Source organism: Paraburkholderia acidicola, from assembly GCF_002362315.1.
GTDB classification, from domain to species: Bacteria; Pseudomonadota; Gammaproteobacteria; order Burkholderiales; family Burkholderiaceae; genus Paraburkholderia; species Paraburkholderia acidicola.
Genome location: NZ_MTZV01000006.1, coordinates 1,376,797 through 1,400,406, shown reverse-complemented (window position 1 = coordinate 1,400,406; position 23,610 = coordinate 1,376,797). Strand labels below are relative to the sequence as shown.

At 62.7% G+C, this 23,610-nt stretch carries 23 protein-coding genes; 15 read left to right on the top strand and 8 right to left on the bottom strand.

Annotated elements, in window-relative coordinates; genetic code table 11:
* Positions 1 to 8: 8 nt before the first annotated feature.
* Entirely contained in the window at positions 9 to 1,214 is a 1,206-nt protein-coding gene (locus tag BWP39_RS24995; RefSeq protein ID WP_096724948.1) for a retropepsin-like aspartic protease, read from the bottom strand.
* Between the two features lie 172 nt (positions 1,215 to 1,386).
* Between BWP39_RS24995 and BWP39_RS24990 the strand changes: the two genes are divergently transcribed.
* The 5 genes from BWP39_RS24990 to BWP39_RS24970 are packed head-to-tail and all read left to right on the top strand — an operon-like array spanning position 1,387 to position 5,466.
* Positions 1,387 to 2,163, top strand: a complete 777-nt coding sequence (locus BWP39_RS24990) for a GntR family transcriptional regulator (RefSeq protein WP_096724947.1) — start codon at positions 1,387 to 1,389, stop codon at positions 2,161 to 2,163.
* Complete coding sequence (locus BWP39_RS24985; protein ID WP_096724946.1) at positions 2,160 to 3,893, top strand: fumarate reductase/succinate dehydrogenase flavoprotein subunit; 1,734 nt, start codon at positions 2,160 to 2,162, stop codon at positions 3,891 to 3,893. The genes BWP39_RS24990 and BWP39_RS24985 overlap by 4 nt, the downstream gene beginning before the upstream one ends.
* Before the next feature lie 13 nt (positions 3,894 to 3,906).
* A complete protein-coding gene (locus BWP39_RS24980) occupies positions 3,907 to 4,152 on the top strand; it encodes a 4Fe-4S dicluster domain-containing protein (RefSeq protein ID WP_096726158.1) in 246 nt (81 codons plus the stop codon).
* A 1-nt stretch (position 4,153) separates the two neighbouring features.
* Positions 4,154 to 5,152: a HEAT repeat domain-containing protein gene (locus BWP39_RS24975; RefSeq protein WP_096724945.1), complete on the top strand. Its 999-nt coding sequence runs from the start codon at positions 4,154 to 4,156 to the stop codon at positions 5,150 to 5,152.
* Positions 5,149 to 5,466: a gamma-butyrobetaine hydroxylase-like domain-containing protein gene (locus BWP39_RS24970; RefSeq protein WP_235851472.1), complete on the top strand. Its 318-nt coding sequence runs from the start codon at positions 5,149 to 5,151 to the stop codon at positions 5,464 to 5,466. Before BWP39_RS24975 ends, BWP39_RS24970 begins: the two co-directional genes overlap by 4 nt.
* Positions 5,467 to 5,575: 109 nt before the next feature.
* On the opposite strand, the gene pcaG is transcribed toward BWP39_RS24970, so the two are convergent.
* Together pcaG and pcaH are read right to left on the bottom strand one after the other, a co-directional pair.
* A complete protein-coding gene (pcaG, locus tag BWP39_RS24965; protein ID WP_096724943.1) occupies positions 5,576 to 6,166 on the bottom strand; it encodes a protocatechuate 3,4-dioxygenase subunit alpha in 591 nt (196 codons plus the stop codon).
* A gap of 2 nt (positions 6,167 to 6,168) precedes the next feature.
* Positions 6,169 to 6,873: a protocatechuate 3,4-dioxygenase subunit beta gene (pcaH, locus tag BWP39_RS24960; protein ID WP_096724942.1), complete on the bottom strand. Its 705-nt coding sequence runs from the start codon at positions 6,871 to 6,873 to the stop codon at positions 6,169 to 6,171.
* Between the two features lie 111 nt (positions 6,874 to 6,984).
* On the opposite strand from pcaH, the gene pcaQ reads away from it, so the two are divergent.
* From pcaQ to BWP39_RS24945, 3 genes are all read left to right on the top strand, one after another.
* A complete protein-coding gene (gene pcaQ, locus BWP39_RS24955; protein WP_096724941.1) occupies positions 6,985 to 7,980 on the top strand; it encodes a pca operon transcription factor PcaQ in 996 nt (331 codons plus the stop codon).
* A 165-nt stretch (positions 7,981 to 8,145) separates the two neighbouring features.
* Positions 8,146 to 9,207: an ABC transporter ATP-binding protein gene (locus BWP39_RS24950; RefSeq protein WP_096724940.1), complete on the top strand. Its 1,062-nt coding sequence runs from the start codon at positions 8,146 to 8,148 to the stop codon at positions 9,205 to 9,207.
* The gene (locus BWP39_RS24945) at positions 9,204 to 9,965 is read left to right on the top strand and encodes an ABC transporter permease (RefSeq protein ID WP_096724939.1); all 762 of its coding nucleotides are present in this window, start codon (positions 9,204 to 9,206) and stop codon (positions 9,963 to 9,965) included. Before BWP39_RS24950 ends, BWP39_RS24945 begins: the two co-directional genes overlap by 4 nt.
* A 60-nt stretch (positions 9,966 to 10,025) precedes the next feature.
* On the opposite strand, the gene shiA is transcribed toward BWP39_RS24945, so the two are convergent.
* Both shiA and BWP39_RS24935 read right to left on the bottom strand, forming a co-directional pair.
* A complete protein-coding gene (shiA, locus tag BWP39_RS24940; RefSeq protein ID WP_207557087.1) occupies positions 10,026 to 11,354 on the bottom strand; it encodes a shikimate transporter in 1,329 nt (442 codons plus the stop codon).
* A 48-nt stretch (positions 11,355 to 11,402) separates the two neighbouring features.
* Complete coding sequence (locus tag BWP39_RS24935; RefSeq protein ID WP_096724938.1) at positions 11,403 to 12,050, bottom strand: TetR family transcriptional regulator; 648 nt, start codon at positions 12,048 to 12,050, stop codon at positions 11,403 to 11,405.
* A 141-nt stretch (positions 12,051 to 12,191) separates the two neighbouring features.
* On the opposite strand from BWP39_RS24935, the gene BWP39_RS24930 reads away from it, so the two are divergent.
* Complete coding sequence (locus BWP39_RS24930) at positions 12,192 to 13,373, top strand: MexX/AxyX family multidrug efflux RND transporter periplasmic adaptor subunit (protein WP_096724937.1); 1,182 nt, start codon at positions 12,192 to 12,194, stop codon at positions 13,371 to 13,373.
* An 8-nt stretch (positions 13,374 to 13,381) separates the two neighbouring features.
* The gene (locus BWP39_RS24925) at positions 13,382 to 16,522 is read left to right on the top strand and encodes a multidrug efflux RND transporter permease subunit (RefSeq protein ID WP_096724936.1); all 3,141 of its coding nucleotides are present in this window, start codon (positions 13,382 to 13,384) and stop codon (positions 16,520 to 16,522) included.
* 45 nt (positions 16,523 to 16,567) lie between these two features.
* Here BWP39_RS24925 and BWP39_RS24920 read toward each other — a convergent pair whose 3' ends face one another.
* Both BWP39_RS24920 and BWP39_RS24915 read right to left on the bottom strand, forming a co-directional pair.
* Positions 16,568 to 17,458, bottom strand: a complete 891-nt coding sequence (locus tag BWP39_RS24920; RefSeq protein WP_096724935.1) for an MBL fold metallo-hydrolase — start codon at positions 17,456 to 17,458, stop codon at positions 16,568 to 16,570.
* 50 nt (positions 17,459 to 17,508) lie between these two features.
* Positions 17,509 to 18,810 carry a UDP-N-acetylglucosamine 1-carboxyvinyltransferase gene (locus BWP39_RS24915; RefSeq protein WP_096724934.1) on the bottom strand — a complete coding sequence of 434 codons (1,302 nt, stop codon included), beginning with the start codon at positions 18,808 to 18,810 and terminating at the stop codon, positions 17,509 to 17,511.
* Between the two features lie 227 nt (positions 18,811 to 19,037).
* On the opposite strand from BWP39_RS24915, the gene BWP39_RS24910 reads away from it, so the two are divergent.
* The 5 genes from BWP39_RS24910 to BWP39_RS24890 all read left to right on the top strand — a co-directional run bounded on the left by BWP39_RS24910 (position 19,038) and on the right by BWP39_RS24890 (position 23,169).
* Positions 19,038 to 19,265 carry a hypothetical protein gene (locus BWP39_RS24910; protein WP_096724933.1) on the top strand — a complete coding sequence of 76 codons (228 nt, stop codon included), beginning with the start codon at positions 19,038 to 19,040 and terminating at the stop codon, positions 19,263 to 19,265.
* Complete coding sequence (locus tag BWP39_RS24905) at positions 19,243 to 19,962, top strand: GntR family transcriptional regulator (RefSeq protein ID WP_096724932.1); 720 nt, start codon at positions 19,243 to 19,245, stop codon at positions 19,960 to 19,962. Before BWP39_RS24910 ends, BWP39_RS24905 begins: the two co-directional genes overlap by 23 nt.
* Positions 19,963 to 20,471: 509 nt before the next feature.
* On the top strand, positions 20,472 to 21,719 hold the full coding sequence (gene frc, locus BWP39_RS24900; protein ID WP_096724931.1) for a formyl-CoA transferase: 1,248 nt from the start codon (positions 20,472 to 20,474) through the stop codon (positions 21,717 to 21,719).
* A 25-nt stretch (positions 21,720 to 21,744) separates the two neighbouring features.
* Positions 21,745 to 22,557: a fumarylacetoacetate hydrolase family protein gene (locus tag BWP39_RS24895; RefSeq protein ID WP_096724930.1), complete on the top strand. Its 813-nt coding sequence runs from the start codon at positions 21,745 to 21,747 to the stop codon at positions 22,555 to 22,557.
* A gap of 12 nt (positions 22,558 to 22,569) precedes the next feature.
* Positions 22,570 to 23,169, top strand: coding sequence for an NAD(P)(+) transhydrogenase (Re/Si-specific) subunit beta (locus tag BWP39_RS24890; protein WP_157915179.1), 600 nt, complete (start codon positions 22,570 to 22,572; stop codon positions 23,167 to 23,169).
* A gap of 135 nt (positions 23,170 to 23,304) precedes the next feature.
* Here the strand turns inward: BWP39_RS24890 and BWP39_RS24885 are convergent, their stop codons facing one another.
* On the bottom strand, positions 23,305 to 23,607 hold the full coding sequence (locus BWP39_RS24885) for a hypothetical protein (protein WP_096724928.1): 303 nt from the start codon (positions 23,605 to 23,607) through the stop codon (positions 23,305 to 23,307).
* Between the last annotated feature and the right edge of the window lie 3 nt (positions 23,608 to 23,610).

The window sequence follows — 23,610 nt, the reverse complement described above, 5'->3', positions numbered from 1 at the left end:
TCGTGCGATCAGGGCGAAATCAGATCCGCAAGCGCAACACGCGTTTGCGTTACTCCATCTGCGCGCCTGAAGACGACCGCGACGCTCGGCACATCGGGCGCCTGAAGCGCAGCCCTGATCTTCGATAACGTGGAAGCGTCGGCCCTGAGCGGGCCGACTTTTTCTATCAAATCACCTGAGCGAATTCCGGCCGCGGAAGCCGGGCTATCCACCACGACATCAAGCACCTGAAGTCCGCCCTGCGCCGACAACCCCAACCACATACCGCTTCGATCGTAACGATCCGATGCAGCGAATTCGGGACCCTTCGAGAGCCACATCACGTGGTGGCCATAGTCGAACGACACGCGAAACCGCTTGAGAATACCCATGCCTATGTTGCCGGCGCGATCTGTCTGCGTAAAAGCACCGGCTTTCTGCAGCGACAGGCGGGTTACCGGAGCAGGCAACGCAAGACCGCCGATAGAAAATACCGTCGGTCGCCCGACCAGGCCGCGAATCGGTCCGCCACCGCCATATCCGGTCATGGCCTCGACCGTGCGCCCCATCTTTTCGTTTAACGCATGTGCCTGCCAGAACGCGTTGAACAGCGTCAGGCTAAACCGGTCGCCGGTATCGATCTGAAACAGGCCCGTTGTGCCCGCAACCGAAGCTTCGATCAACGGCATCTGGTTCTCGTCCAGTGAGAACGGCACCTTGATCGCGCCGGCCGGTGGCTTGAACTGCGCTTCGTTCTCGATGACGAGTTGCTGGCGGGCGGCATCGAGGGTCAGCACGTGTTGCTGGAAAATCTCGACACCAAGCACGCCTTCGAAACGCTGAAATCCCATCGCCCGGCTTAGTGCGCTCGTGTCCATTGCAGGCGCATCCAGCGTGCCGATTGAGAACGGGCCCACGCTTAGATCGTCTAGATGAACAACCGGAAACGACAGTGCGTGTTCGCCGGCACCGGTTCCTGTGCCGGTGTTGACCGCAGGTAACTTCAGACTGTCTGCAAGCGCGGCACTGACCGTGGAACTCGACGAACCGGTGTCCAGGATGAACTGAAATGGTCCCTTTGCATCGACCGTTACGCCGACAAACGGACGGTTATCGATGATCGAGAGTGGGAGAACGGCGGTATGCGGCGAGTTCGCGATCGTCGCGGATCGCGCCGCGGTGCTGCACAAGAACAGTAAGGCTAGCAAGACCGGCCGCGTGACGCGCATGTTCATCACCGTATTCCTGTCGGAGGCGGAAATTATAGGGCAGGTCGATTGCACGGAAAAACGTCCACTTTTCGTCAATCCCCGGAGCGCAGAAATAGAAAGCACAAAAACTTGATTGACCGCTGCGCGCCCGGTCCCTACACTCTAACCCATCTTGTTATAACAAGTTGAATCCACTGTGCCGAAACCTTCGGGAAACCTGATCCAGCTGTCCCCAGCGCCGCTTTACGAGCAGATCAAGGCGGCTTTGCGCGCGAGCATTCTCGACGGTACGTATCCGCCGCACAGTCAGATGCCGTCGGAGAGCGAACTGTGCGCGAGCTTCGATGTAAGTCGTATTACCGTGCGGCAAGCGCTCGGCGATCTGCAGAAGGAGGGCCTGGTGTTTCGCCTGCACGGCAAAGGCACGTTCGTTTCGAAGCCGAAGGCGTTTCAGAACGTCACCGCATTGCAGGGCTTTGCGGAGGCGATGTCGTCGATGGGCTACGAGATCGTCAACCAGTTGCGCGTGCTGCGCTTCGTGCAGGCAAACGCGCATGTCGCGGAGAAGCTCGCGTTGCCGGAGGGCGCACGCGTCGCGGAGATTCATCGCGTGCGGCTGCTCAACCGTGAACCCGTGTCGCTCGAAGTGACGTGGGTGCCCGAGGAGCTAGGCAAGCGTCTTGCCAATGCGGACCTCATCACGCGCGACATTTTTCTGATCATCGAGAACGATTGCGGTATTCCGCTCGGCCATGCGGATGTATCGATCGACGCGATCCTCGCCGACGACGAACTCGTCGACGCGCTGCAGGTCGAGGAGGGTGCTCCGGTGTTGCGCATTGAGCGATTGACGCATGGCGCAGACGGCGTACCGATCGATTACGAGCATCTGTATTTCCGTGGCGATGCGTTCCAGTACCGGTTCCGCGTCGACCGGCAGAAACCGAAACGAACCGCGAAGGGGGCACGATGAATACGCTGGTGAGTGAATACGATGTGGTCGTCGTGGGCGGCGGCACGGCTGGCCCGATGGCGGCTATCAAGGCGAAAGAGCGCGACCCGTCGCTGAAGGTGCTGCTGCTGGAGAAGGCGAACGTCAAGCGCAGCGGCGCGATTTCGATGGGTATGGATGGGCTGAACAATGCGGTGATTCCCGGTCACGCGACACCGGAGCAGTACACGAGAGAAATCACGATCGCCAACGATGGCATCGTCGACCAGTCCGCCGTTCACGCCTACGCGCAGCACAGCTTCGCGACGATCGAGGAACTCGACCGCTGGGGCGTGAAGTTCGAAAAGGACGGCACCGGCGACTACGCGGTGAAGAAAGTGCATCACATGGGCTCGTATGTTCTGCCGATGCCCGAAGGTCACGACATCAAGAAGGTGCTGTACCGACAGCTAAAGCGCGCACGTATTGCAATCACCAACCGGGTTGTCGCAACGCGTCTGCTGAAGGACGCGCAGGGCAACGTATGCGGCGTGCTCGGCTTCGACTGCCGCACCGCAGAATTTCATGTGATCCGCGCGAAGGCCGTGATTCTCTGCTGTGGCGCAGCCGGCCGGCTCGGCTTGCCGGCCTCGGGCTATCTGATGGGCACCTACGAAAACCCGACCAACGCCGGCGATGGTTACGCAATGGCGTATCACGCAGGCGCTGCGCTCGTGAACCTCGAATGCTTCCAGATCAATCCGCTGATCAAGGACTACAACGGCCCCGCGTGCGCGTACGTGACGGGACCGCTCGGTGGTTTTACGGCGAACGGCAAGGGCGAACGTTTTATCGAATGCGATTACTGGAGCGGTCAGATGATGTGGGAGTTCTATCAGGAACTGCAGAGCGGTAACGGCCCTGTGTTCCTGAAGCTCGACCATCTTGCCGAAGAAACCATCCAGACGATCGAGCAGATCCTGCACACCAATGAGCGTCCGAGCCGTGGTCGCTTTCATGCGGGACGCGGCACCGACTACCGGCAGCAGATGGTCGAGATGCATATCTCCGAGATCGGTTTCTGCAGCGGGCATAGCGCATCGGGCGTGTACGTGAACGCGCGTGCGGAGACGACGGTGCCGGGCCTTTACGCCGCCGGCGATATGGCCGCGGTGCCGCACAACTATATGCTCGGCGCGTTCACGTATGGCTGGTTCGCTGGCACTAACGCTGCGGAATATGTAGCAGGCCGCGAGCACGCGCCGCTTGACGAAGCGCAGATCGCCGCCGAACGCGCACGCATCTATGCACCGCTAGAACGCGAAACAGGCCTTGCTCCAGCGCAGGTCGAATACAAGCTGCGACGCATGGTGAACGACTACCTGCAGCCGCCGAAGGTGACGCGCAAGATGGAAATCGGTTTGCAGCGCTTTGCGGAGATTGCCGAAGACATCGATGCAATCAAGGCGGACAATCCGCACGAACTGATGCGTGCCGCCGAAGTACGCGCGATCCGCGATTGCGCGGAAATGGCCGCACACGCGTCGCTGTTTCGCACGGAGAGCCGGTGGGGGCTATACCACCATCGTGTCGATTATCCGCAGCGCGACGACGCTGAATGGTTCTGCCACACGCACTTGCGTAAGGACGAGTTCGATCGCATGACGAGTGCGAAGCGCGCGGTTGAGCCGTACATCGTGCCGCTCGATGCGCGCGACAGCGACGCCTATCGCAACCTGCGCATCGGTGTACCCGCAGCTGTGCCAGCCTGAGATGATCCTAGCCATGTCCACAACACCCCACGATATCTTTCAGCGTAGCGCTGCCCCCGTCACGATCGATGAAGACCTCTGCATCGCGGACAAGGGTTGCACGGTCTGCGTCGACGTATGTCCACTCGATCTGCTCGCGATCGATATGACCAAAGGCAAGGCCTACATGAAGTTCGACGAATGCTGGTACTGCATGCCGTGCGAGAAGGACTGCCCGACGAATGCGGTGAAAGTCGAGATTCCCTATCTGTTGCGCTGACATGACCGATTCCTCGTTACCACTCACCTTCGATCCCGCCGCGCTCGACCCCGAAGCAGCGCAACTGCTGCCGCGTCTCGCTTCACCGGATGCGGCCGTGCGACGCATCGCGCTGCTCGCGCTTGCCGATCTCGAAGACGAAGCCGTATTGCCGCCGATCATTGCGACGCTGCGCGACGACGCTGCACCTGAGGTGCGTGCGGAAGCGGCGCAGGTGCTCGGTGCGTGGGAGCGCGACGACGTGGTCGAGGCACTGTGTTCCGCGTTGGTCGATGGTGACGCTGCCGTGCGCGACGCGGCGGCGCTGAGTCTCTCGCAGTTGAAGGATGCGCGCTCCGGGCCGATTCTCGCGCGCTGGAGCGGGCATGCAGAGCCGTTCGTGCGTGCGGCCGTGCTTCGTGCCCTGCGTGAGTTGCGCTATGCAGGCGCGCGCGAACCGGCGCTTGCCGCGCTGCATGCGCCCGAAGCGGCTGTGCGTCTCGAAGCTGTCAGCGTGCTCGGTTGGCTGAAGGACCGCAGCGCGCTCGGACCGCTTACCGCGCTCGCCACCTGCGATTCGCATGCGGAGGTGCGCCGTGCGGCAACCGGCGCGCTCGGTCTCGCGAGCGCGGCGGATGCACAAACGGTCGATGCCTTGCTCAGTGCTTTGCGCGACGACGCATGGCAGGTGCGCGAAGCAGCCGCGACCACACTCGGCAAGCTGGCCGCAGCGCACGCGTGCGATGCGCTGCTCGCCGCGCTGGACGACGCGTACTGGCAAGTGCGTTTGCAGGCGGTGCGAGCGCTCGGCAGATTGCGCGACGTTCGTGCAGTTGAACCGGTCGCCGGGTTGCTGACGCACGCGATCAGCAATCTGCGCAAGGAGGCGGCGCTGGCACTCGGTGAGCTCGGTGACGCGCAGGCGCGGCCCGCGCTTGAAGCAGCCGCAACCGATGCCGACCCCGAGGTACGCAAGGCGGCGCGGATTGCGCTCGCGCAGATCGACGGGGCGGGGCGGTGAACGTACCGCAACACATGGCCGTCGATGCGGCCGCGCGCACGCTAACGTTGCAGTGGGACGCTGCACGCGTACAGACGCTCGATCATGCGGCGCTACGAACAGCATGCCCGTGTTCGGCCTGCCGACGTGTGCGTCTCGCGGGCGCAGTGGTACCTGCGACTAAAGATATCGCGATCGTCGACGTGCAACCGATGGGCTACGGCGTGCAGCTCGTATTCAGCGACGGCCACGCGCAGGGCATTTTCCCGTGGGCGTATCTGGAGACGCTTGTTACGAACCAACGCGTTGATACAAGCGAAAAAAGACCCGCATAAAGCGGGTCGAACTGTTACCGGAGTTTTGCGAGTTCATCGCACGGAGGATCGTAGTCCGTCCGTGTGAAAGCCTCGTGAAAGCGAGTGCGTCGATACAGCGCCGCTGCCTTCAGAGATCGAAAAACACGGTTTCGTTTTCGCCCTGCATATGGATGTCGAAGCGATAGACGGCGTTGCCCGCTCCAGATTCACGTCGCGCGATGAGTGTGGCGCGACGTTCAGCCGGTACCGCCAGTAGCACGGCGTCACGCTCATTGGCCGCGGCCTCGTCATCGAAATAGAGTCGCGTGAACGTGTGCAGCAACACGCCGCGCATTGTCACAACCACATTCAGATGCGGCGCTTCATCGGCTGACACGCGGCCCGGCTTCACGGTATCGACGATAAAACGCCGCTGCGGATCAGTCCCGGTACCTACGCGCGCAAAGCCGCGAAATCCGCTCGCCGCACATTTCTCCCGCGACGCCGGATAACGGCCTTCGCTATCCACCTGCGAGATTTCGAGCATCGCATCGAAGATCGCCTCGCCATTGCCATCGAACACCTGACCCACGATCGTGATGTGCTCGCCCTTCGCTTCGCGATCGGCGAGCGTCGCGGTGAACAGGCTCCTGAAGTCGAAATCGTATTGCTGCGGGCACAGTCCGTAGGCGAAATACGGGCCGACTGTTTGCGACGGGGTTTGCTTGAGCGTCGTCATGTTCAGCGCTCCATCGGTGTGTCGTTGCGACCGCGCAGCACGATGTCGAACTCATAGCCGAGTGCGAAACCTTCTTCGGTTATATCGAGCGAGAAGCGCGAGATCAGGCGCTCGCGTGCATCGGCGGGTGTGCCCTGGTAGATCGGATCGAATGCGAGTAGCGGGTCGCCGGGGAAATACATCTGCGTGACGAGGCGCGAGCCGAAGTAGTCGCCGAACAGCGAAAAGTGGATGTGGTTCGGCCGCCATGCGTTCGGATGATTGCCCCACGGGTACGCGCCCGGTTTGATCGTCAGGAAGCGATAGCGGCCTTCGTCGTCGGTCAGGCAGCGGCCTGCGCCGAGAAAGTTCGGATCGAGCGGCGCGTCGTGCTGGTCGGACTTGTGCACGTAGCGGCCCGTCGCGTTCGCCTGCCAGATTTCGACCAGTGTGTTGCGCACCGGTCGTGCGTTTTCGTCGAGCACGCGGCCGGTCACGATGATGCGCTCGCCGAGCGGCGCACCGTTCACAACGGCGTTGCGCGTGAGGTCGTGATCGAGCGCGCCGAGATCTTCCGCGCCGTAGACCGGCACATGCTGGTCGCGCAACCGCTCCTTCAGCGGGATCAACGGGCGCAGCGGGCCGCGTTTCACCGACGAGCGGTAGCCGGGTTCGATATAGGCGGGGTGCGATGCGAAGTCGCGTGGAGTGAGGATGGAATCGTCCATCGGGTGTCTCCGTGAAAGGACGTATAGGGGGCGCAGCGTATGACGCGACTTTATCTAATCCGAGAAGTTATGCAAAATGACGTTTTCTAGTGTTTCGTATAACCATTCGTTATGCAACGTAGCCTCGCCGACAACCGCGTCAAATTCCGCCACCTGCAGTGCTTTCTGGCTGTCGCGCAGTTCGGCAGCGTGCAGAAGGCCGCCGAGAGCCTGTCGGTGACGCAGCCCGCCGTGTCGAAGACGGTGGCCGAACTCGAGTCGATTCTCGACGTGAAGCTGTTCGAGCGCGGCCGCCACGGTGCCATGCCGACCCGCGAAGCGCAGCTGTTTCTGCCGCATGCCAGCGCGTGTCTGAGCGCGCTGCGGCAGGGCGTCGACCTGCTGACCGGGACTCAGGGCGCCATCACGGCAACGCTCGCAGTGGGCATGCTGCCGACCGTTGCGCCTTCGCTGGTGCCGCCGGTGTTGCGGCGTTTCGCGGCGCAGTGGCCGCAGGTGGTCGTGCAGCTTGCCACCGCGGCGAACGGCGACCTGCTGGAGCAGTTGAAAGCAGGCGCCATCGAGTTCGCCGTCGGGCGGTTGGCCGACCCGGAACGGATGGTCGGCCTGAGTTTCGAGCAACTGTATGGCGAGCCGCTGGCCGCCGTGGTGCGCGCCGGGCATCCGATGGCAAAGAGCGCGATGCCGGCGGCCGCGTTGCTCGACTACCCGGTGGTGCTGCCGCCGTACGGCACGATCATCCGCCAGTCCGCGGAAAGCCTGCTGACGGTGTGGGGCGTGCCGCCGCTGTCGTCGTTTGTCGAGGTGCTGTCGGTATCGGTCGGGCGCGCGCTGGCGCTCGCCAACGACGCCGTCTGGTTCGTCCCGATCGGCGCCGTCGAGTACGAACTGGCGCACGGCGTGCTGGTGCGCTTGCCGCTGCCGTTCGCCGGTACCGACGAGCCGGTCGGGCTGATCCTGCGCTCGGACTCGCAGCCATCGCCGGCTGGCCGTGCGCTGATCGACGCGGTGCGGGCGGTGGCGCGGGAGCGGCTGGCGGCGCCCGACGGCGCGCCGCCAAAGCGCGGACGCAAGACGGGAGGCAGGCGCGGGAACGCAGCGGGTTGACATTGTGCGTCGCGGGTCAATAGACCGCTTACAGCCTGCCAGGCCATGGCCCGAGCCACCGTCGAACGGCCGCATCGCGCTCCCAATTCCGCCGCGACAGCCATCGCGGCGCGATTGCGCCGGGCTCCTCCACGAAAACGGCGACTTTCTGCTATCGTCGCGGGCATGCAAACGATCCTATCCGTTTCGAATCTCTCGAAAACCTACGCGTCCGGATTCCACGCACTCAAACAGATCAACCTCGCGATCCGGCGCGGCGAGATCTTCGCGCTGCTCGGCCCGAACGGGGCCGGCAAGACGACGCTGATCAGTACGATCTGCGGTATTGTCCGGCCGACCGAAGGCACTATCACGGTGGCCGGCCACGACATCCATACGTCGTACCGCGCGGCCCGCTCGATGATCGGCCTCGTGCCGCAGGAACTGACTACCGATTCGTTCGAGACCGTCTGGGCGACCGTGTCGTTTAGCCGGGGCCTGTTCGGCAAGCCCGCGAACCCCGCGTACATCGAAAAGGTGTTGAAGGACCTGTCGCTGTGGGACAAGCGCAATAACAAGCTCATGACGCTGTCGGGCGGCATGAAGCGCCGCGTGCTGATTGCCAAGGCGTTGTCGCACGAGCCGCAGATTCTCTTTCTCGACGAGCCGACCGCGGGCGTCGACGTGGAACTGCGCCGCGACATGTGGAACCTCGTGCGGGGCCTCAGCACGAGCGGCGTGACCGTGATCCTGACGACGCACTACATCGACGAAGCCGAAGAGATGGCCGACCGGATCGGTGTGATCAACGGTGGCGAGATCATGCTGGTCGAGGACAAAGCCGAACTGATGCGCAAGCTCGGCAAGAAGCAACTGACCGTGCAGCTCGAAAGCCCGCTGACGACCGTGCCCGCACAGCTCGCCGACTATCGCCTCGAATTGTCGGGCAGCGGCAGCGAACTCGTGTACACCTACGACACTCACGACGAACACGCCACCCAGGCGGGCCAGGTCGGCGGGGTTGGTGACGGACGGCCGGCCGAACGCAGCACGAGCATCGTCGCGCTGCTCAATGCGATGAGCGATGCGGGGATCCGCTTCAAGGATCTGCAGACGACGCAGAGTTCGCTGGAAGATATCTTCGTCGGGCTGCTGAAGGGCGGCCGCAACGGTACGAATGGTACGAATGGCACAAACGGCGCGAGCGGCGACGCGTCGGACGATAACGATAAAGGCAGTGCATCATGAACATCCACGCAATGCGCGCGATTTACCGCTTCGAAATGGCGCGCACCTGGCGCACGGCGATGCAGAGCATCATCGCGCCGGTCATCTCGACGTCGCTGTATTTCGTCGTGTTCGGTTCGGCGATCGGTTCGCGTATCAGCCAGGTGGGTGGCATCAGCTATGGGTCGTTTATCGTGCCCGGGCTCGTCATGCTGTCGCTGCTGTCGCAGAGCATTTCGAACGCATCATTTGGCATCTACTTTCCGCGCTTCACCGGCACCATCTATGAGTTGCTGTCCGCGCCGGTGTCGTACGTGGAGATTGCCATCAGCTATGTCGGTGCGGCCGCAACCAAATCGATCATCCTCGGGCTGATCATTCTCGCGACGGCAGCCCTCTTCGTGCCGCTGCAGATCCTGCACCCGTTCTGGATGATCCTGTTTCTCGTGCTGACGGCGGTGACGTTCAGCCTGTTTGGTTTCATCATCGGGATCTGGGCGGACGGCTTCGAGAAATTGCAGCTGGTGCCGCTGCTGATCATCACGCCGCTGACGTTTCTCGGCGGCAGCTTCTACTCTGTGGACATGTTGCCGCCGTTCTGGCGCATCGTTACGCTGTTCAATCCGATCGTCTATCTGGTCAGCGGATTTCGCTGGAGCTTCTACGGCCTGGCCGATGTGCATGTCGGCGTGAGTCTCGGTATGACGGTGGTGTTTCTTGCGGTGCTGATGGCGGCTGTTGCGTGGATCTTCAAGACGGGTTATCGGCTCAAGACCTGAGCGGTGTTTATGGCGGCAAGCGGTCGTTGCTCGACCGCACCGCGCCGCCGCGAACAACCTTCAGGTACGCCCGGTCTTCATCCGGGCGGCCACAAGCAGCGAAATCAGACAGCCCACACCAAGGTAGGCCGCCACCGGATGCCACGAGCCGCCTGCCATATTCACTAGCGCGACCGCGATGAACGGCGTAAATCCGCCGCCCACCACGCTCGCCACCTGATAACCGACGCCCGCGCCGCTATAGCGATACTCGGTGCCGAACAGTTCGGTGAACATCGGTTGCTGCACGCTCACGACCATGTCGTGAGCGACATTCGCCAGCAGCACGGCGAACACGACGATCCAGACCGTCGAGCGCGCATCGAGCGCGACGAAGAACGGCACCGCACCGAGCACGCCGAGCGTCGCGCCGAGCATATAGATGCGCCGACGACCAAAGCGGTCAGCGAGCCACGCAAAACACGGAATCGTCACACAACTAAGCGCGCCCACCAGCAGCCCGATGCCAAGAAAGAACTCGCGCGGCATGCCGAGATTCGCCGTCGAATAGTTCAGCGCGAACGCGGTGACGATATACATCGTGAACAGCTCCGCGAGACGCAGCGCGATGATCAGCAGGAACGCTTTCGGATGACGCAGCAGCGCTTCGACGATCGGTGCGCGCAGCCGCCGTTCGCCGTGCTCGCCAACTTTCTCGACGAACTCGCGCGACTCCGCCATGCTCGAGCGGATCCACAGTGCGACCAGCACGAGCAGCACACTGAACAGAAACGGCAGACGCCAGCCCCACGCGATAAACGACGCATTGTCCATCGACCGGCTGATCAGCGACACGAGGCCAGTCGACAGCACGAGCCCCACGCCGTAGCCGACCTGTACGCCGCTGCTGTAGAACGCCTTGTTGCGCTCGGGCGCGCTTTCCACGGCCATCAGCGCCGCACCGCCCCATTCGCCGCCGACGGCAAAACCCTGGATCGCCCGTAATGTCACGAGCAGCACGGGCGCCCACCAGCCGATGCTCGCAAACGACGGCAACAGCCCGATCGCGGCGGTGGACAGGCCCATCATCGCGACCGTCAGCACCAGCATGCGCTTGCGGCCGAGCCGGTCGCCGTAGTGACCGAAGATGAAGCCACCTAGCGGGCGAAACAGAAAGCCGACGCCGAACGTTGCGAACGCGGCCAGCGTGCCCATCGCGGGGCTGATCTTCGGGAAGAACTCGGTATTGAACACGAGCGCGGCGACGATGCCGTACAGCAGGAAGTCATACCAGTCGACCACGGCACCGACAAAGCTGCCGAGCGCGGCCTTGCGCGCCTCGCTGCGCGTGCGGGCAGGGCTTGCCGATCCGGCGTCTGTCGTAGGCTGGGGGCCAGCTGCGATGGGCATTGCGAAGTCTCCTGATGTGATGTTCCAGCAGGCGCGCCGTGCCGTCGTTCAGGCCACCGGTCGCGCTGCGTCGCGGCGCAGTTGCGTAGAGTAATGCAGCGTATCGATGCCGGCCATCAGCAGCGCATCGACGTCGTCCCAGCGTGCGCCGTGCAGCCGGTCGGTCCACACCATCGAGCCGAATATCCCTTCGAGCAGCGACTGGAAATACACGCTCGCGCGATGCAGGTCGAGCGTCGCGGGCAGCTCGCCATGCGCGACCGCGCGCCGCAACAGCGCGGTCGTGATGCGCAGTGTCTGCTTGTCATATAGCGTGCGTCGTCGCAGTAGCGGCGCATTTTCTTCGCTCTGCTCGCACTTCATATAGAGGATTTCGAGCACACGTTGCACCGAACCCGATTCGACGCATTGCCGCAGATAGTGCAACGCCGCCTGGCGCAGCGTCTCCAGCACCGGGCCGTCTTCCACCAGTTCGAAACCTGCGGCGGCCTGCACGAACGCGCGGTCGCACATCGCGAGGCAGACCTCGATCTTGTTCTTGTAGTGACCGTACACCGCACCGCGCGATACGCCAGCCGCATCGGCGATATCGGCCATCGCCGTTTGCGCGACGCCTTTTTCCAGGAACACGAGTTCGGCGGCATCGAGGATGCCGTTGCGCGTGTTCTGCGACTCCTCTTTGGTCTTGCGAGCCATCGCATCCTCCCCTTTCAATTTGCTGTCGTCTTGTCGCGACAATGGTTACAATGCGGACTTATTTAATCAGACGTGACTGATTATAATCGATCGCCTTACGCGGGGCAGCGTGCTCCGCGGTGACACAAAGAAAGGATTCACATGAAGACCTTCCGCGCGCTGGCGCCGGTTTGCGTCGTCGCGATGTTGCTCATGGGTTGCGGCAAAGGTAACCCGGGTAACCCGAAAACCGGCGAGGCAGCCGCAAAACCGCTGCAGGTCACGGTGCTAACCGTGCATCCCGCGCCGCTCCCGATGACCATCGAACTGCCTGGCCGGCTCGAAGCGTACCGGCAGGCGGAAGTGCGCGCGCGGGTGGCGGGCATCGTCACCGCGCGTCTCTACGAGGAAGGACAGGAGGTGCGCAAGAACGCGCCGCTGTTCCGTATCGATCCGGCTCCATTGAAGGCAGCGGCCGATTCGGCGGCGGGCGCGCTTGCACGTGCCGAAGCGCAGGCCGCGAACGCCACCGATAAGCGCGAACGCTACGCCGTGCTGGTGAAGGCGCACGCAGTCAGCGACCGCGACCACACGGAAGCGGTAGCCGCCGAGCGCCAGGCGAAGGCCGAGGTCATGTCGGCGCGTGCAGAACTCGAACGCGCTCGCCTGCAACTCGGTTACGCGACGGTGACTGCGCCGATCGACGGCCGCGCGCGACGGGCGATGGTGACCGAAGGCGCACTCGTCGGCCAGGATTCGGCGACACCGCTCACGACGGTCGAGCAGATCGATCCGATCTACGTGAACTTCTCGCAGCCCGCGGCCGATGTTGCGACATTGCAGCGCGCAATCGACAGCGGCCGTGCTACGGGTGTCGCACAACGCGATATCGCGGTGCGCCTGACGCTGCCCGACGGCAGCGAGTACACGCAGACCGGCAAGCTGCTGTTCACCGATCTCGCCGTCGATCCAGGCACCGATACCGTCGCGATGCGGGCGCTGTTTCCGAACCCGCGCCGCGCGTTGCTGCCGGGCGCGTATGTGCGTATCCGGCTCGATCGCGCAATCGACCGCGCCGCGATCGCCGTGCCGCGCGACGCCGTGATGCGGACCTCGGAGCAGGCATCCGTGAAGGTCGTCGATGCGTCGGGCAAGGTGGTTGTCGTGCCCGTACAGGCCAACCAGATGAAGGGTCGCGACTGGCTTGTCACCGGCGGGTTGAAGGGCGGCGAGCGCGTGGTTGTCGAGAACGTCGCGGCGCTCGAGGCGGGAACGGTCGTTACGCCGCACGAGCGGGCCGCGGCGGTACCTGTATCTGCGCCTGTTTCCAAACCGAACGCCTAGAGATCGCAATGGCTCGTTTCTTTATCGATCGCCCCGTGTTCGCGTGGGTGATCTCGCTGCTCATCATGTTCGCGGGCGTGTTCGCGATCCGTATGCTGCCGGTCGCGCAGTATCCCGACATCGCGCCACCGGTCGTCAACGTGTGGGCGAGCTATCCGGGCGCCTCGGCGCAGGTCGTCGAGGAATCGGTGACGGCTGTGATCGAGCGCGAAATGAACGGCGCGCCCGGGTTGTTGTACACGTCGGCGAACAGCAGCACCGGAATGGCTTCGCTCTCGCTCACGTTTCGCCAGGGCACCAACGCCGACCTGGCAGCGGTCGAAGTGCAGAACCGCCTGAAGACAGTCGAAGCGCGGCTGCCCGAGCCGGTGCGCCGCGATGGCGTGTCGGTCGAGAAAGCCGCGGACAACATCCAGCTCGTCGTCACACTGACCTCCGATGACGGCCGCATGAGCGAAGTGCAGCTCGGCGAACTGGCATCGGCGAATGTGTTGCAGGCGCTGCGGCGCGTCGAGGGTGTCGGCAAGGTGCAGGTATGGGGTGCCGAATACGCGATGCGTATCTGGCCCGACCCGATACGGATGACGTCGCTGAATCTGACCGCGTCGGATCTCGTCGCGGCGATCCGCAGCCACAACGCACGTGTGACGATCGGCGATGTCGGTAACCAGGCGGTGCCGGCATCGGCGGCGATCAGCGCAACCGTGCTTGCAGAGGGCGAGCTGCGTACGCCGCAGGATTTCGGCGGCATCGTGCTGCGCGCGCGTCCCGACGGTTCGGCACTGGTGCTGCGCGATGTCGCGCGGGTCGAGTTCGGCGGTAGCGACTATTCGTTTACGTCGCGCGTGAACGGCAAGACCGCGACAGGACTCGCGATCAAGATGGCGCCGGGCTCGAACGCGGTCGCGACGACGAAACGCGTGCGAGCGACGATGGAGCAACTCGCGAAATATTTCCCGCCCGGCGTGGGCTGGCAGATTCCGTACGAGACGGCATCGTTCGTGCAGATCTCGATGCAGAAGGTGGTGAGCACGCTGATCGAAGCAGGCGTGCTCGTCTTCCTCGTGATGTACCTGTTCATGCAGAACCTGCGCGCCACACTGATCCCGACGCTCGTCGTGCCGGTCGCGCTGCTCGGCACGTTCTCGGCGATGCTCGCGTTCGGTTTCTCGATCAACGTGCTGACGATGTTCGGCATGGTGCTCGCCATCGGCATCCTCGTCGACGATGCGATCGTCGTCGTCGAGAACGTCGAACGGATCATGGCCGAAGAACAGCTGTCGCCTTACGAAGCGACGATCAAGGCGATGCGCCAGATCAGCGGGGCGATTATCGGCATCACGGTGGTGCTGACGTCGGTGTTCGTGCCGATGGCGTTCTTTAGCGGCGCGGTCGGCAATATCTATCGGCAGTTTGCGTTGTCGCTGGCGGTGTCGATTGGTTTCTCGGCGTTCCTCGCGCTTTCCTTGACGCCTGCGTTGTGCGCGACGCTGCTCAAGCCGGTGTCCGGCGATCATCATGAGAAGCGCGGCTTCTTCGGCTGGTTCAACCGCAGCTTCGCGCGCATGACCGGTCGCTATCACGCTGCGGTCACGCGCATTCTGAAGAAGCCGGTGCGCTGGATCGTGCTGTATGCGGCGATTGCCGCCGCTGTGACGCTGCTGTTCATGCGCCTACCGACCGCATTTCTGCCCGACGAGGATCAGGGCAACTTCATGATCATGGTGATGCGCCCACAGGGCACGCCGATGGTCGAGACGATGCAGAGCGTCGGCGAGATCGAGGGTTATCTGCGCGATCACGAGCCGGTCGAGTATGTGTACGCGCTCGGTGGATTTAGCCTGTACGGCAGCGGAACGAGCAGCGGCATGATCTTCGCGACGCTCAAGAACTGGAAGGACCGCAAGGCCACGAAGGCGCATGTGCAGGCGATCGTCGAGCGGGTGAACCAGCGCTTTGCCGGTACGCCGAACGTCACGGTGTTCGCGATGAATTCGCCGGCGTTGCCGGATCTCGGTTCGACGGGTGGCTTCGATTTTCGCCTGCAGGACCGCGGCGGCGCGGGGTACGCCGCGCTCGTCGCAGCGCGCGAGCAGTTGCTTGCCGAAGGCGGCAAGGAGGCGGCCATCACCGACCTGATGTTCGCTGGTCAACCCGACGCACCGCAGATCCGTCTCGACATCGACCGCAACAAGGCGGCCGCGATGGGTGTGTCGCTGGACGAAATCAACACGACGCTCGCGGTGATGTTCGGCTCCGACTACGTCGGCGATTTCATGCACGGCAGCCAGGTGCGGCGCGTGATGGTGCAGGCCGACGGACGCGACCGGGTGGATCCGGAGGATGTGCGCAAGCTGCGCGTGCGCAACGCTGCCGGCGAGATGGTGCCGCTGTCGGCGTTCGTCACGTTGCAATGGAGTGCCGGGCCGCCGCAGCTCGAGCGCTACAACGGTTATCCGTCGTTCACGCTGAACGGATCGGCGGCACATGGACACAGCAGCGGCGAAGCGATGCAGGTGATGGAGAAACTCGCGGGCAAGTTGCCGGCGGGTATCGGCTTCGACTGGTCTGGGCAATCGTTCGAAGAGCGGCTGTCGGGCGATCAGGCACCGGCGTTGTTCGCATTGTCGGTGCTGATCGTGTTTCTCGCGCTCGCCGCGCTGTATGAAAGTTGGTCGATTCCGCTTGCGGTGATTCTCGTCGTGCCGCTCGGGGTGATCGGGGCGGTGCTCGGCGTAACGCTGCGCGGCATGCCGAACGACATCTACTTCAAGGTTGGACTGATCGCGACGATCGGTTTGTCGGCGAAGAACGCGATCCTGATCGTCGAAGTTGCGAAGGATCTCTACGGCGAAGGCATGACGCTCGTCGATGCGGCGCTGGAAGCGGCGCGTCTGCGGTTGCGACCGATTGTCATGACGTCGCTGGCATTCGGTGTCGGGGTATTGCCGCTCGCGTTCTCGACAGGGGCGGCGTCGGGCGCGCAGACTGCGATCGGTACGGGCGTGCTCGGTGGGGTGTTGACGGCGACGGTGCTCGCGGTTTTTATGGTGCCGCTGTTTTTTGTGGTTGTCGGGCGGGTGTTTCATGTTGGTACGCGTCGGCGGGGTGGGGTGCAGTCGGTGCGTAAGGTGGGGGTGGAGTCGTAAGTGAAGTCGCGGTGCCGCGCATGCGCAGCACCGCGACGGCCCGCCTCACCACCCAAAATCGATCGAAAACAATTCCCCGGCACGTTTGATCCGCCCAACATAGGGCGTTTCAAAGTGCCCCGGCAGCAGCAATACATTCTCGGCCGCACAGAACTCAAGCAGTTCGTGCCGTGATTTCGCCGACATTGCCTTGTCCCAGCACACTCTGCTGCTCCAGTTCCAGAATGGCACCTGCACCGGCGAATGCATCATGTCGCCGGCGAACACGCCGCGCTCGCCTTGAGAACTCAACTCGATGCGCACATGGCCGGGCGAGTGTCCCGGTGCGGGACGTAAGGTAAGACAGTCGACAAATTCCTGCACGCCGTCGACAAAGTGCGCTTTGCCCGCTTCAGCAATCGGGAAGATTGAATCCTCGAATACCGCCTTGAGAAACGGGGCACTGGCTGGATTGGCGGCTTCTTCTTTTGCGGCCTCGAACTCGGTGCGGGAAAAGACGTACTTCGCGTTTGGAAAGGTGGGTACCCACCGACCGTTGGCGAGCCGCGTGTTCCAGCCGACGTGATCCACGTGAAGATGAGTACAGAGTACGAAGTCGATATCGTCTGGACTCACACCGCAATCTGCCATGCGCTCGAGATAGCGATTCTCAAGCATGTGCATTTCCGCGATGCCAGGCCGTGATTTGTGATTTCCCACACACGTGTCGATCAGGACGTTATAGGTGCCCACCTTGAGCAGCCAGCTATGAACCGGCATCGCAAAGTGGCCGCTCTCCGGATCGAAATGCGTCGGACACAACCAGTGTTCGTGAGGCCTGACTGCGTCGCGGTCGAAGTCCGGAAACCATGACTGCATGGTTTCGCCAAGCAGACAACTGTCCAGGATCCGACAGATCTCGACGTTCCCGATCTTCCCTATTACGTTCCTTAGCATGCGTGTCTCCGGTTCATGTTTAGCCCATGCCGTCGCAGCCTCCACCGCAATCACTCGCTGCTGGTCCACTCTACATTTGCGCCGATCGAGCGCAGGTTCTCGACAAAGCGCGGATGCGCACGCCGGATCGGCAGTGCATTCATGATCTCGGAGCGTCCTTCGATACTCGCTGCGACCATCAACAACGCAATCGCCACGCGAATAATGTACGGGCTCTCGACACGCGCCGGACCCAACGCGAGACCGCCGAACGTGATCAACCGATGCGGATCGGACAGAAACACATGCGCGCCGAACTTCGACAGCTCGCTGGTCCAGCCCATCGCTCCGTCGTAGACCTTGTTCCAGAACATCGCGCTGCCCTCGGCTTTGACGCCGAGCGCGACGAAGATCGGCAAGAGATCGACCGGTAGATAAGGCCAGGGCGCTGCCTCGACCTTGGTGAGAATATTCTGCGTGAACGGTCGGCGTACCCGCAGCGGACCGTTGCTCAGCGCACGCGACCAGCCGTCACGGTGCTCGACGGTGACACCGAACTTCGCGAATGTTCTATCGATCAACGGGAACTGCTCGGGCGCGGAGTTCTTGACCACGATGTCGCCACCGGTGATCGCACCGAGCGCGAGAAAAGTGGCGATTTCATGGAAGTCCTCGCTGAAGCGGAATTCGCCACCGCCAAACCGTCGGCCGCCCGTCACGCTGAGCCGCGATGTACCGATGCCTTCGATGCCGACGCCAAGCATTGCGAGAAAGCGGCAAAACTCCTGCACGTGGGGTTCCGATGCTGCGTTGACGAGCGTCGACGTTCCTTCGGCGGCTGCCGCACACAGCGCGAAGTTTTCGGTTGTGGTGACCGATGCGTAGTCCAGCCAGTGATCGTTGGCGGCCATACGCTGCTCGTTATGCACGAGCAACGAATCGCCGGTGCATTCCACGCGCGCGCCGAATCGTTCGAACACCTCGACGTGCGGGTCGATCTCGCGTACGCCGAGCGTGCAGCCCTTCACATCGCTCTCGAGTCGCGCCACGCCGAAACGCGCAAGCAGTGGCGGGATCAGCATGATCGATGAGCGCATCTCTTCGGGCAGCCTGTGCGTGGCGGGATCGAAGGTGGTCGCGCTGTGATGCAGATCGAGCACGCCGCTCGAAAAATCCACCGACACTGCGCTGCCGAGCGCGCGGAAGATGTCGAGGATCTTTCTGACATCGGTGATATCGGGTACGCCGATGAGGCGCACCGGTTGATCGGTGAGCAGCGTGGCGCAAAGGATCGGCAGGACAGCGTTCTTGTTGGCGGATGGTGTGATTTCCCCGCGTAGCGGGGCGCCGCCGTGGACGATCAGATTGGACATGGTGGAGACGGTTTGGGGAATGAGGACGTGAGGCCGATATCATGCCATCGACGTGATTGGCGAGGGCGCGGCCTAGATGGCAGCGGCTTCTTAAATGAAGGGATGAGGCAGTAGCCGACGCTGTCGAAAAACAACATCCACTGATATACTACATACGCAATATTGATTTTTGCGGCGATGCACCATATCATTGAGATATCTGTTCACTCAATCTTCTGGGGCTGCACATGGATCTGCTTTCTCTTTCGCTGCTTGGGGTATCGGTTGTAGGGTTGGGCGCTGCCGCCACGATTCTGTTGACGAAGTGGGTTCCGCAGCCCGTCGCCGAACTGGCCGCAGAGCATGGCCGCTTCGTCGGCCTTGGCGAAATGGCCGCGACACCGGCAGCAGCGGTGGCACCGTATCGCGCGCATGTTCAACAAGAGGCGATGAATGTCGTCAGAACTTCAAACTGAAGCCGCGGCGAGTCCGCTCACACTCTCGCTCCAGCCGATCAACGCAAGCGTCAGCCTGCGCGATCAGGCCTACGTGATGCTGCGGCAAGCCATCGCCGACGCAGACATCTATCAGTCACACGATGAAATCCGCCTCGACGAACGCGTGCTCAGCGAAACGCTCGGTGTGAGCCGCACGCCGGTACGAGAGGCGATGACGCTGCTCGAGCAGGAAGGTTTTCTGCGGATGGTGCCGCGCCGCGGCATCTATATCGTGCGCAAGAGCAAGCGCGAAATCGTCGAGATGATCCAGATGTGGGCCGCGCTCGAAAGCATGGCCGCGCGTCTCGCCACGCTACATGCCACCGACGCGGAAATCGCCCGCCTGCGGCATATGTTCGACAATTTCCGCGACGCGACGCCCGCCGAACATATCGCCGAATACTCGGATGCGAACATTGCGTTCCACCAGGCGATCGTCGAGTTGTCGAAGTCGCAGATCATTCTCGACACGATCAAGAATATCTTCATTCACGTCCGCGCGATCCGCCGCATGACGATTTCGCAGAGCGACCGCGCATCGCGTTCGATCGTCGATCATCTGCGCATCATCGAAGCGCTGGAGCAGCGCGACACGGAGCTGGCCGAGCGGCTCGTGCGCCAGCATTCGCTCGATCTCGCGGTGTTCGTCGAAGCGAACTGCGACTTCCTGGACTGAAGAACCAGCGGCCTGTGCGCCGTGCAGGATGTCCCAGCGAATCAGAACAGAAGGCCGACGGCAAGTTACCGTCGGCCTTTTTCTTTGCGTGGCGCGACCGTTCGTCGCTTCGACGCCGTAGTCCTCCAGTCGTTCTTCCCTCGGCATTCGCTCGTATCCAGTCTTTTCTCACCCAGCCAATCGGCGCCCCGCCATGCGGGAAAGCCTGTACTTGACGCAGATTGAAATGTGGTATGTGATATATCAACTATGCCAAATACGAAAAGACGCCGGGTATTTCCCCTTGGTTGCAGGTCGTCGGCAGTTAGTGATTCACCACCAGAACCCAGACAGGACGGGCAGAGACGGCAGCTGCAACGACACATCGGGTTGCTGAGATCGAGCCTGAACGCAAGTGATATATCACATTCCGTATTACCTCGGGCAGGCCAGACGCCCGTGCGACGGGACGTCCCCGAGGTGGGACGTCCGTCAACAACCGTGATTCAACCGATTGTCCAGGAGACGACATGAGCAAAGCACTCGACGGTGTGCGCATTCTCGATTTCACGCATGTGCAATCAGGCCCGACCTGCACGCAATTGCTGGCGTGGTTCGGCGCCGACGTGATCAAGGTGGAGCGGGCCGGTGCGGGCGATATCACGCGCGAACAGTTGCGCGACATCCCCGACGCGGACAGCCTGTACTTCACGATGCTCAATCACAACAAGCGTTCGGTAACGATCGATACGAAGAACCCCGAAGGCAAGCAGGTGCTCGAAACGCTGATCCAGAAATGCGACGTGCTGGTCGAGAACTTCGCGCCGGGCGCGCTCGACCGGATGGGCTTCACCTGGGAGCGCATTCAGGAACTGAACCCGCGCATGATCGTGGCCTCGGTGAAGGGCTTCGGTCCCGGTCCGTACGAGGACTGCAAGGTCTACGAGAACGTTGCGCAATGCGCGGGCGGTGCGGCCTCGACGACCGGTTTCGACGACGGCCCGCCAGTCGTCACCGGCGCGCAGATCGGCGACAGCGGTACGGGCCTGCATCTCGCGCTCGGCATCGTCACCGCGCTGTATCAGCGGGTGCAGACCGGGCGTGGGCAGAAGGTGCTCGCGGCGATGCAGGACGGTGTGCTGAACCTGTGCCGCGTGAAGTTGCGCGATCAGCAGCGGCTCGAACGCACCGGTGTGATGAAGGAGTACCCGCAATATCCGAACGGCACCTTCGGCGAAGCGGTGCCGCGCGCGGGCAATGCCTCGGGCGGCGGTCAGCCCGGCTGGATCCTGAAGTGCAAGGGCTGGGAAGCCGATCCGAATGCCTACATCTACTTCATCACGCAAGCCCCGGTGTGGGCAAAGATCTGCAACGTGATCGGCAGGGAGGAATGGGCCACCGATCCCGACTACGCGACGCCTGCCGCGCGTCTGCCGCATCTGAAGGACATCTTCGCCGAGATCGAACGCTGGACGATGACGAAGACCAAGTTCGAGGCGATGGACATCCTCAACCGGTACGACATTCCGTGCGGTCCGATCCTGTCGATGAAGGAGATCGCCGAAGACCCTTCGCTGCGCAAGACCGGCACGATCGTCGAGGTCGATCATCCGGTGCGCGGCAAATATCTGACGGTCGGTAATCCGATCAAGCTGTCCGACAGTCCAACCGACGTGAAACGTTCACCGTTGCTCGGCGAACACACGGATGAGGTGATGGCCGAACTCGGCTATTCGACGGAACAGATCGGCGCATTGCGCGCGGCCGGTGCGATTTGAGCGGCCACGCCGCAAGGAGAATGCTGTGGATACATGGATGCGTTTCATGTCGAGCGATGGCGGTGTCGTGTTCGGTCGCGTCGAGAATGGTTATCTGCACGAGTACGACAGCCTCGATCAGCCGGTGCCGACCGGTGCCGTGCTATCGCTGCGCACGCTGACTCCGCTGGCGCCATGCGCCCCAGGCAAGGTCGTCGCGCTATGGAACAACTTTCACGCGCTGGCCGCGAAGCTCGACAAGCCGGTGCCGTCACACCCGCTCTTTCTGCTGAAGCCGCCAGGCTCGGTGATCGGTTCCGGCGAAGCGATTCGTCGGCCCGCGCACTACGCCGGAAAGATCGCCTATGAGGGCGAGTTGGGCATCGTGATCGGGCGGCGTTGTCGCGATGCGACCGTTGACGAAGCCGCGGCCGCGATCTTCGGCTACACGATCGTCAACGACGTCACCGCCGCCGATCTCCTCAACGAGAACCCGCATTTTCCGCAGTGGTGTCGCGCGAAGGGCTTCGATACGTTCTGCTGCATGGGTCCCGCGATCGTGTCCGGTTTCGCGTGGCGCGACGCGCGCGTGGTGACGACGCTCGACGGCGTCGAGCGGCAGAACTATCCGCTCGCGGACATGGTGTTCACGCCCGCCGAGCAGGTGAGTCTGATCTCGCAGGACCTGACGCTCGAACCGGGCGATGTGATCGCCTGCGGTACGTCGCTCGGTGTCGGCTCGATCAGGGACGGGGCGACGGTGACGGTATCGATTGAAGGAATCGGGACGTTGAGCAATGTGCTCGCCGTGAGCGGGCAGGATGTCGCCGCGGCAAACGCGGCCGCGGTGCCGGCCTGAATGCGCCGAACCATGGCACGTAGCGCGGACACGCTGATGCGCCGGTCGCGGACCGTGGCGTTATTCGGCGGCTCGGCGGGGCTCGCTGCGATGGCGGCCGGTTTTGCGCGCTACTTCGCGCAAGCACCGGCGCCTACGCTGCAGCGCGCCGCGGTCTGTACGGCAATCTTCATCGGCGCGCTGTTGCTGGCGGCCTCGGTCGTTGCTTTTTGCAAACTGCGCGGCACGTTTGATACACACGCGATCGCCAGGCCCGGTGACGGTCTTGTCGATTTCGCCGCGCTCGCATTGTGCGTGTGGCTCGCTTATGGATTCGCCACCGCACCGACCCAGATGCCTGCGCTGGCCGCGCTGCTTGCGATGAGCGCGCTTGCCGCTGCGCTGGGTGCGCATCGGGTGGCAGTGGCCCGCGCGTTGGCGACGCGTGCTCATCTGCGATGCCCGTCAGCCGGTCAGCACGCGCAGTTGCGCCTGCGCTTCGAGTGGCGTGACGTCGACGCCCATGCGCGCGCCGGCGACGGCTGTATGCAACCGTGGAAACTGGACGCCGCTGCAAACAGCGCGACCCAGCGCAGTGTCTGCCGGGGCGAAGCGACGCGTCGCGATCGTTAGCGGCAACGCTATCGCGCGATGCGGCGCTGATTGAAGCGGGAGAAATCGCGCAGGAAAAAGCGCAGAAAAACCGACGCCCGCACAGGGTGCAACAGCGGGCGCCGCAGGCAAGCGGACGAGCGGATAAGCAGACGCTCAGAAGCCGGAGACGAACTCGCGGTAGTACTGGGCCTTTTTCTGCAGAATCAGCTGCGCCAGGAAATCGGCGTCATACGCCTTATGAAGATGCGCATGAAACCGTTCGATATAAGCCGTAATACGCGCCGTTTCGCTAGCGAATTCGTTGAGCGCATCGAGCGTACCAAGGTCCCAGCGAAAGCGCAGACCGAGGTCGCTGAACGCGGCGTTGTAGGCGCTGAGATGCGCATCGTCGGGACTGTCCGCGCTAACGCGAGCGGTACGCGTGGTGACATGAGACACCATCGAAGCGTGATTCATGGT

Coding starts and splice junctions, on each gene's coding strand:
- BWP39_RS24985 (WP_096724946.1), top strand. CDS start 2,160: ATGAATACGCTGGTGAGTGAATACGATGTGGTCGTCGTGGGCGGCGGC.
- BWP39_RS24885 (WP_096724928.1), bottom strand. CDS start 23,607: ATGAATCACGCTTCGATGGTGTCTCATGTCACCACGCGTACCGCTCGC.
- BWP39_RS24905 (WP_096724932.1), top strand. CDS start 19,243: ATGTCGTCAGAACTTCAAACTGAAGCCGCGGCGAGTCCGCTCACACTC.
- BWP39_RS24910 (WP_096724933.1), top strand. CDS start 19,038: ATGGATCTGCTTTCTCTTTCGCTGCTTGGGGTATCGGTTGTAGGGTTG.
- BWP39_RS24945 (WP_096724939.1), top strand. CDS start 9,204: ATGAACATCCACGCAATGCGCGCGATTTACCGCTTCGAAATGGCGCGC.
- BWP39_RS24890 (WP_157915179.1), top strand. CDS start 22,570: ATGGCACGTAGCGCGGACACGCTGATGCGCCGGTCGCGGACCGTGGCG.
- BWP39_RS24920 (WP_096724935.1), bottom strand. CDS start 17,458: ATGCTAAGGAACGTAATAGGGAAGATCGGGAACGTCGAGATCTGTCGG.
- BWP39_RS24975 (WP_096724945.1), top strand. CDS start 4,154: ATGACCGATTCCTCGTTACCACTCACCTTCGATCCCGCCGCGCTCGAC.
- BWP39_RS24995 (WP_096724948.1), bottom strand. CDS start 1,214: ATGAACATGCGCGTCACGCGGCCGGTCTTGCTAGCCTTACTGTTCTTG.
- BWP39_RS24915 (WP_096724934.1), bottom strand. CDS start 18,810: ATGTCCAATCTGATCGTCCACGGCGGCGCCCCGCTACGCGGGGAAATC.
- pcaG (WP_096724943.1), bottom strand. CDS start 6,166: ATGACGACGCTCAAGCAAACCCCGTCGCAAACAGTCGGCCCGTATTTC.
- BWP39_RS24980 (WP_096726158.1), top strand. CDS start 3,907: ATGTCCACAACACCCCACGATATCTTTCAGCGTAGCGCTGCCCCCGTC.
- BWP39_RS24930 (WP_096724937.1), top strand. CDS start 12,192: ATGAAGACCTTCCGCGCGCTGGCGCCGGTTTGCGTCGTCGCGATGTTG.
- BWP39_RS24950 (WP_096724940.1), top strand. CDS start 8,146: ATGCAAACGATCCTATCCGTTTCGAATCTCTCGAAAACCTACGCGTCC.
- BWP39_RS24935 (WP_096724938.1), bottom strand. CDS start 12,050: ATGGCTCGCAAGACCAAAGAGGAGTCGCAGAACACGCGCAACGGCATC.
- pcaH (WP_096724942.1), bottom strand. CDS start 6,873: ATGGACGATTCCATCCTCACTCCACGCGACTTCGCATCGCACCCCGCC.
- shiA (WP_207557087.1), bottom strand. CDS start 11,354: ATGCCCATCGCAGCTGGCCCCCAGCCTACGACAGACGCCGGATCGGCA.
- frc (WP_096724931.1), top strand. CDS start 20,472: ATGAGCAAAGCACTCGACGGTGTGCGCATTCTCGATTTCACGCATGTG.
- pcaQ (WP_096724941.1), top strand. CDS start 6,985: ATGCAACGTAGCCTCGCCGACAACCGCGTCAAATTCCGCCACCTGCAG.
- BWP39_RS24925 (WP_096724936.1), top strand. CDS start 13,382: ATGGCTCGTTTCTTTATCGATCGCCCCGTGTTCGCGTGGGTGATCTCG.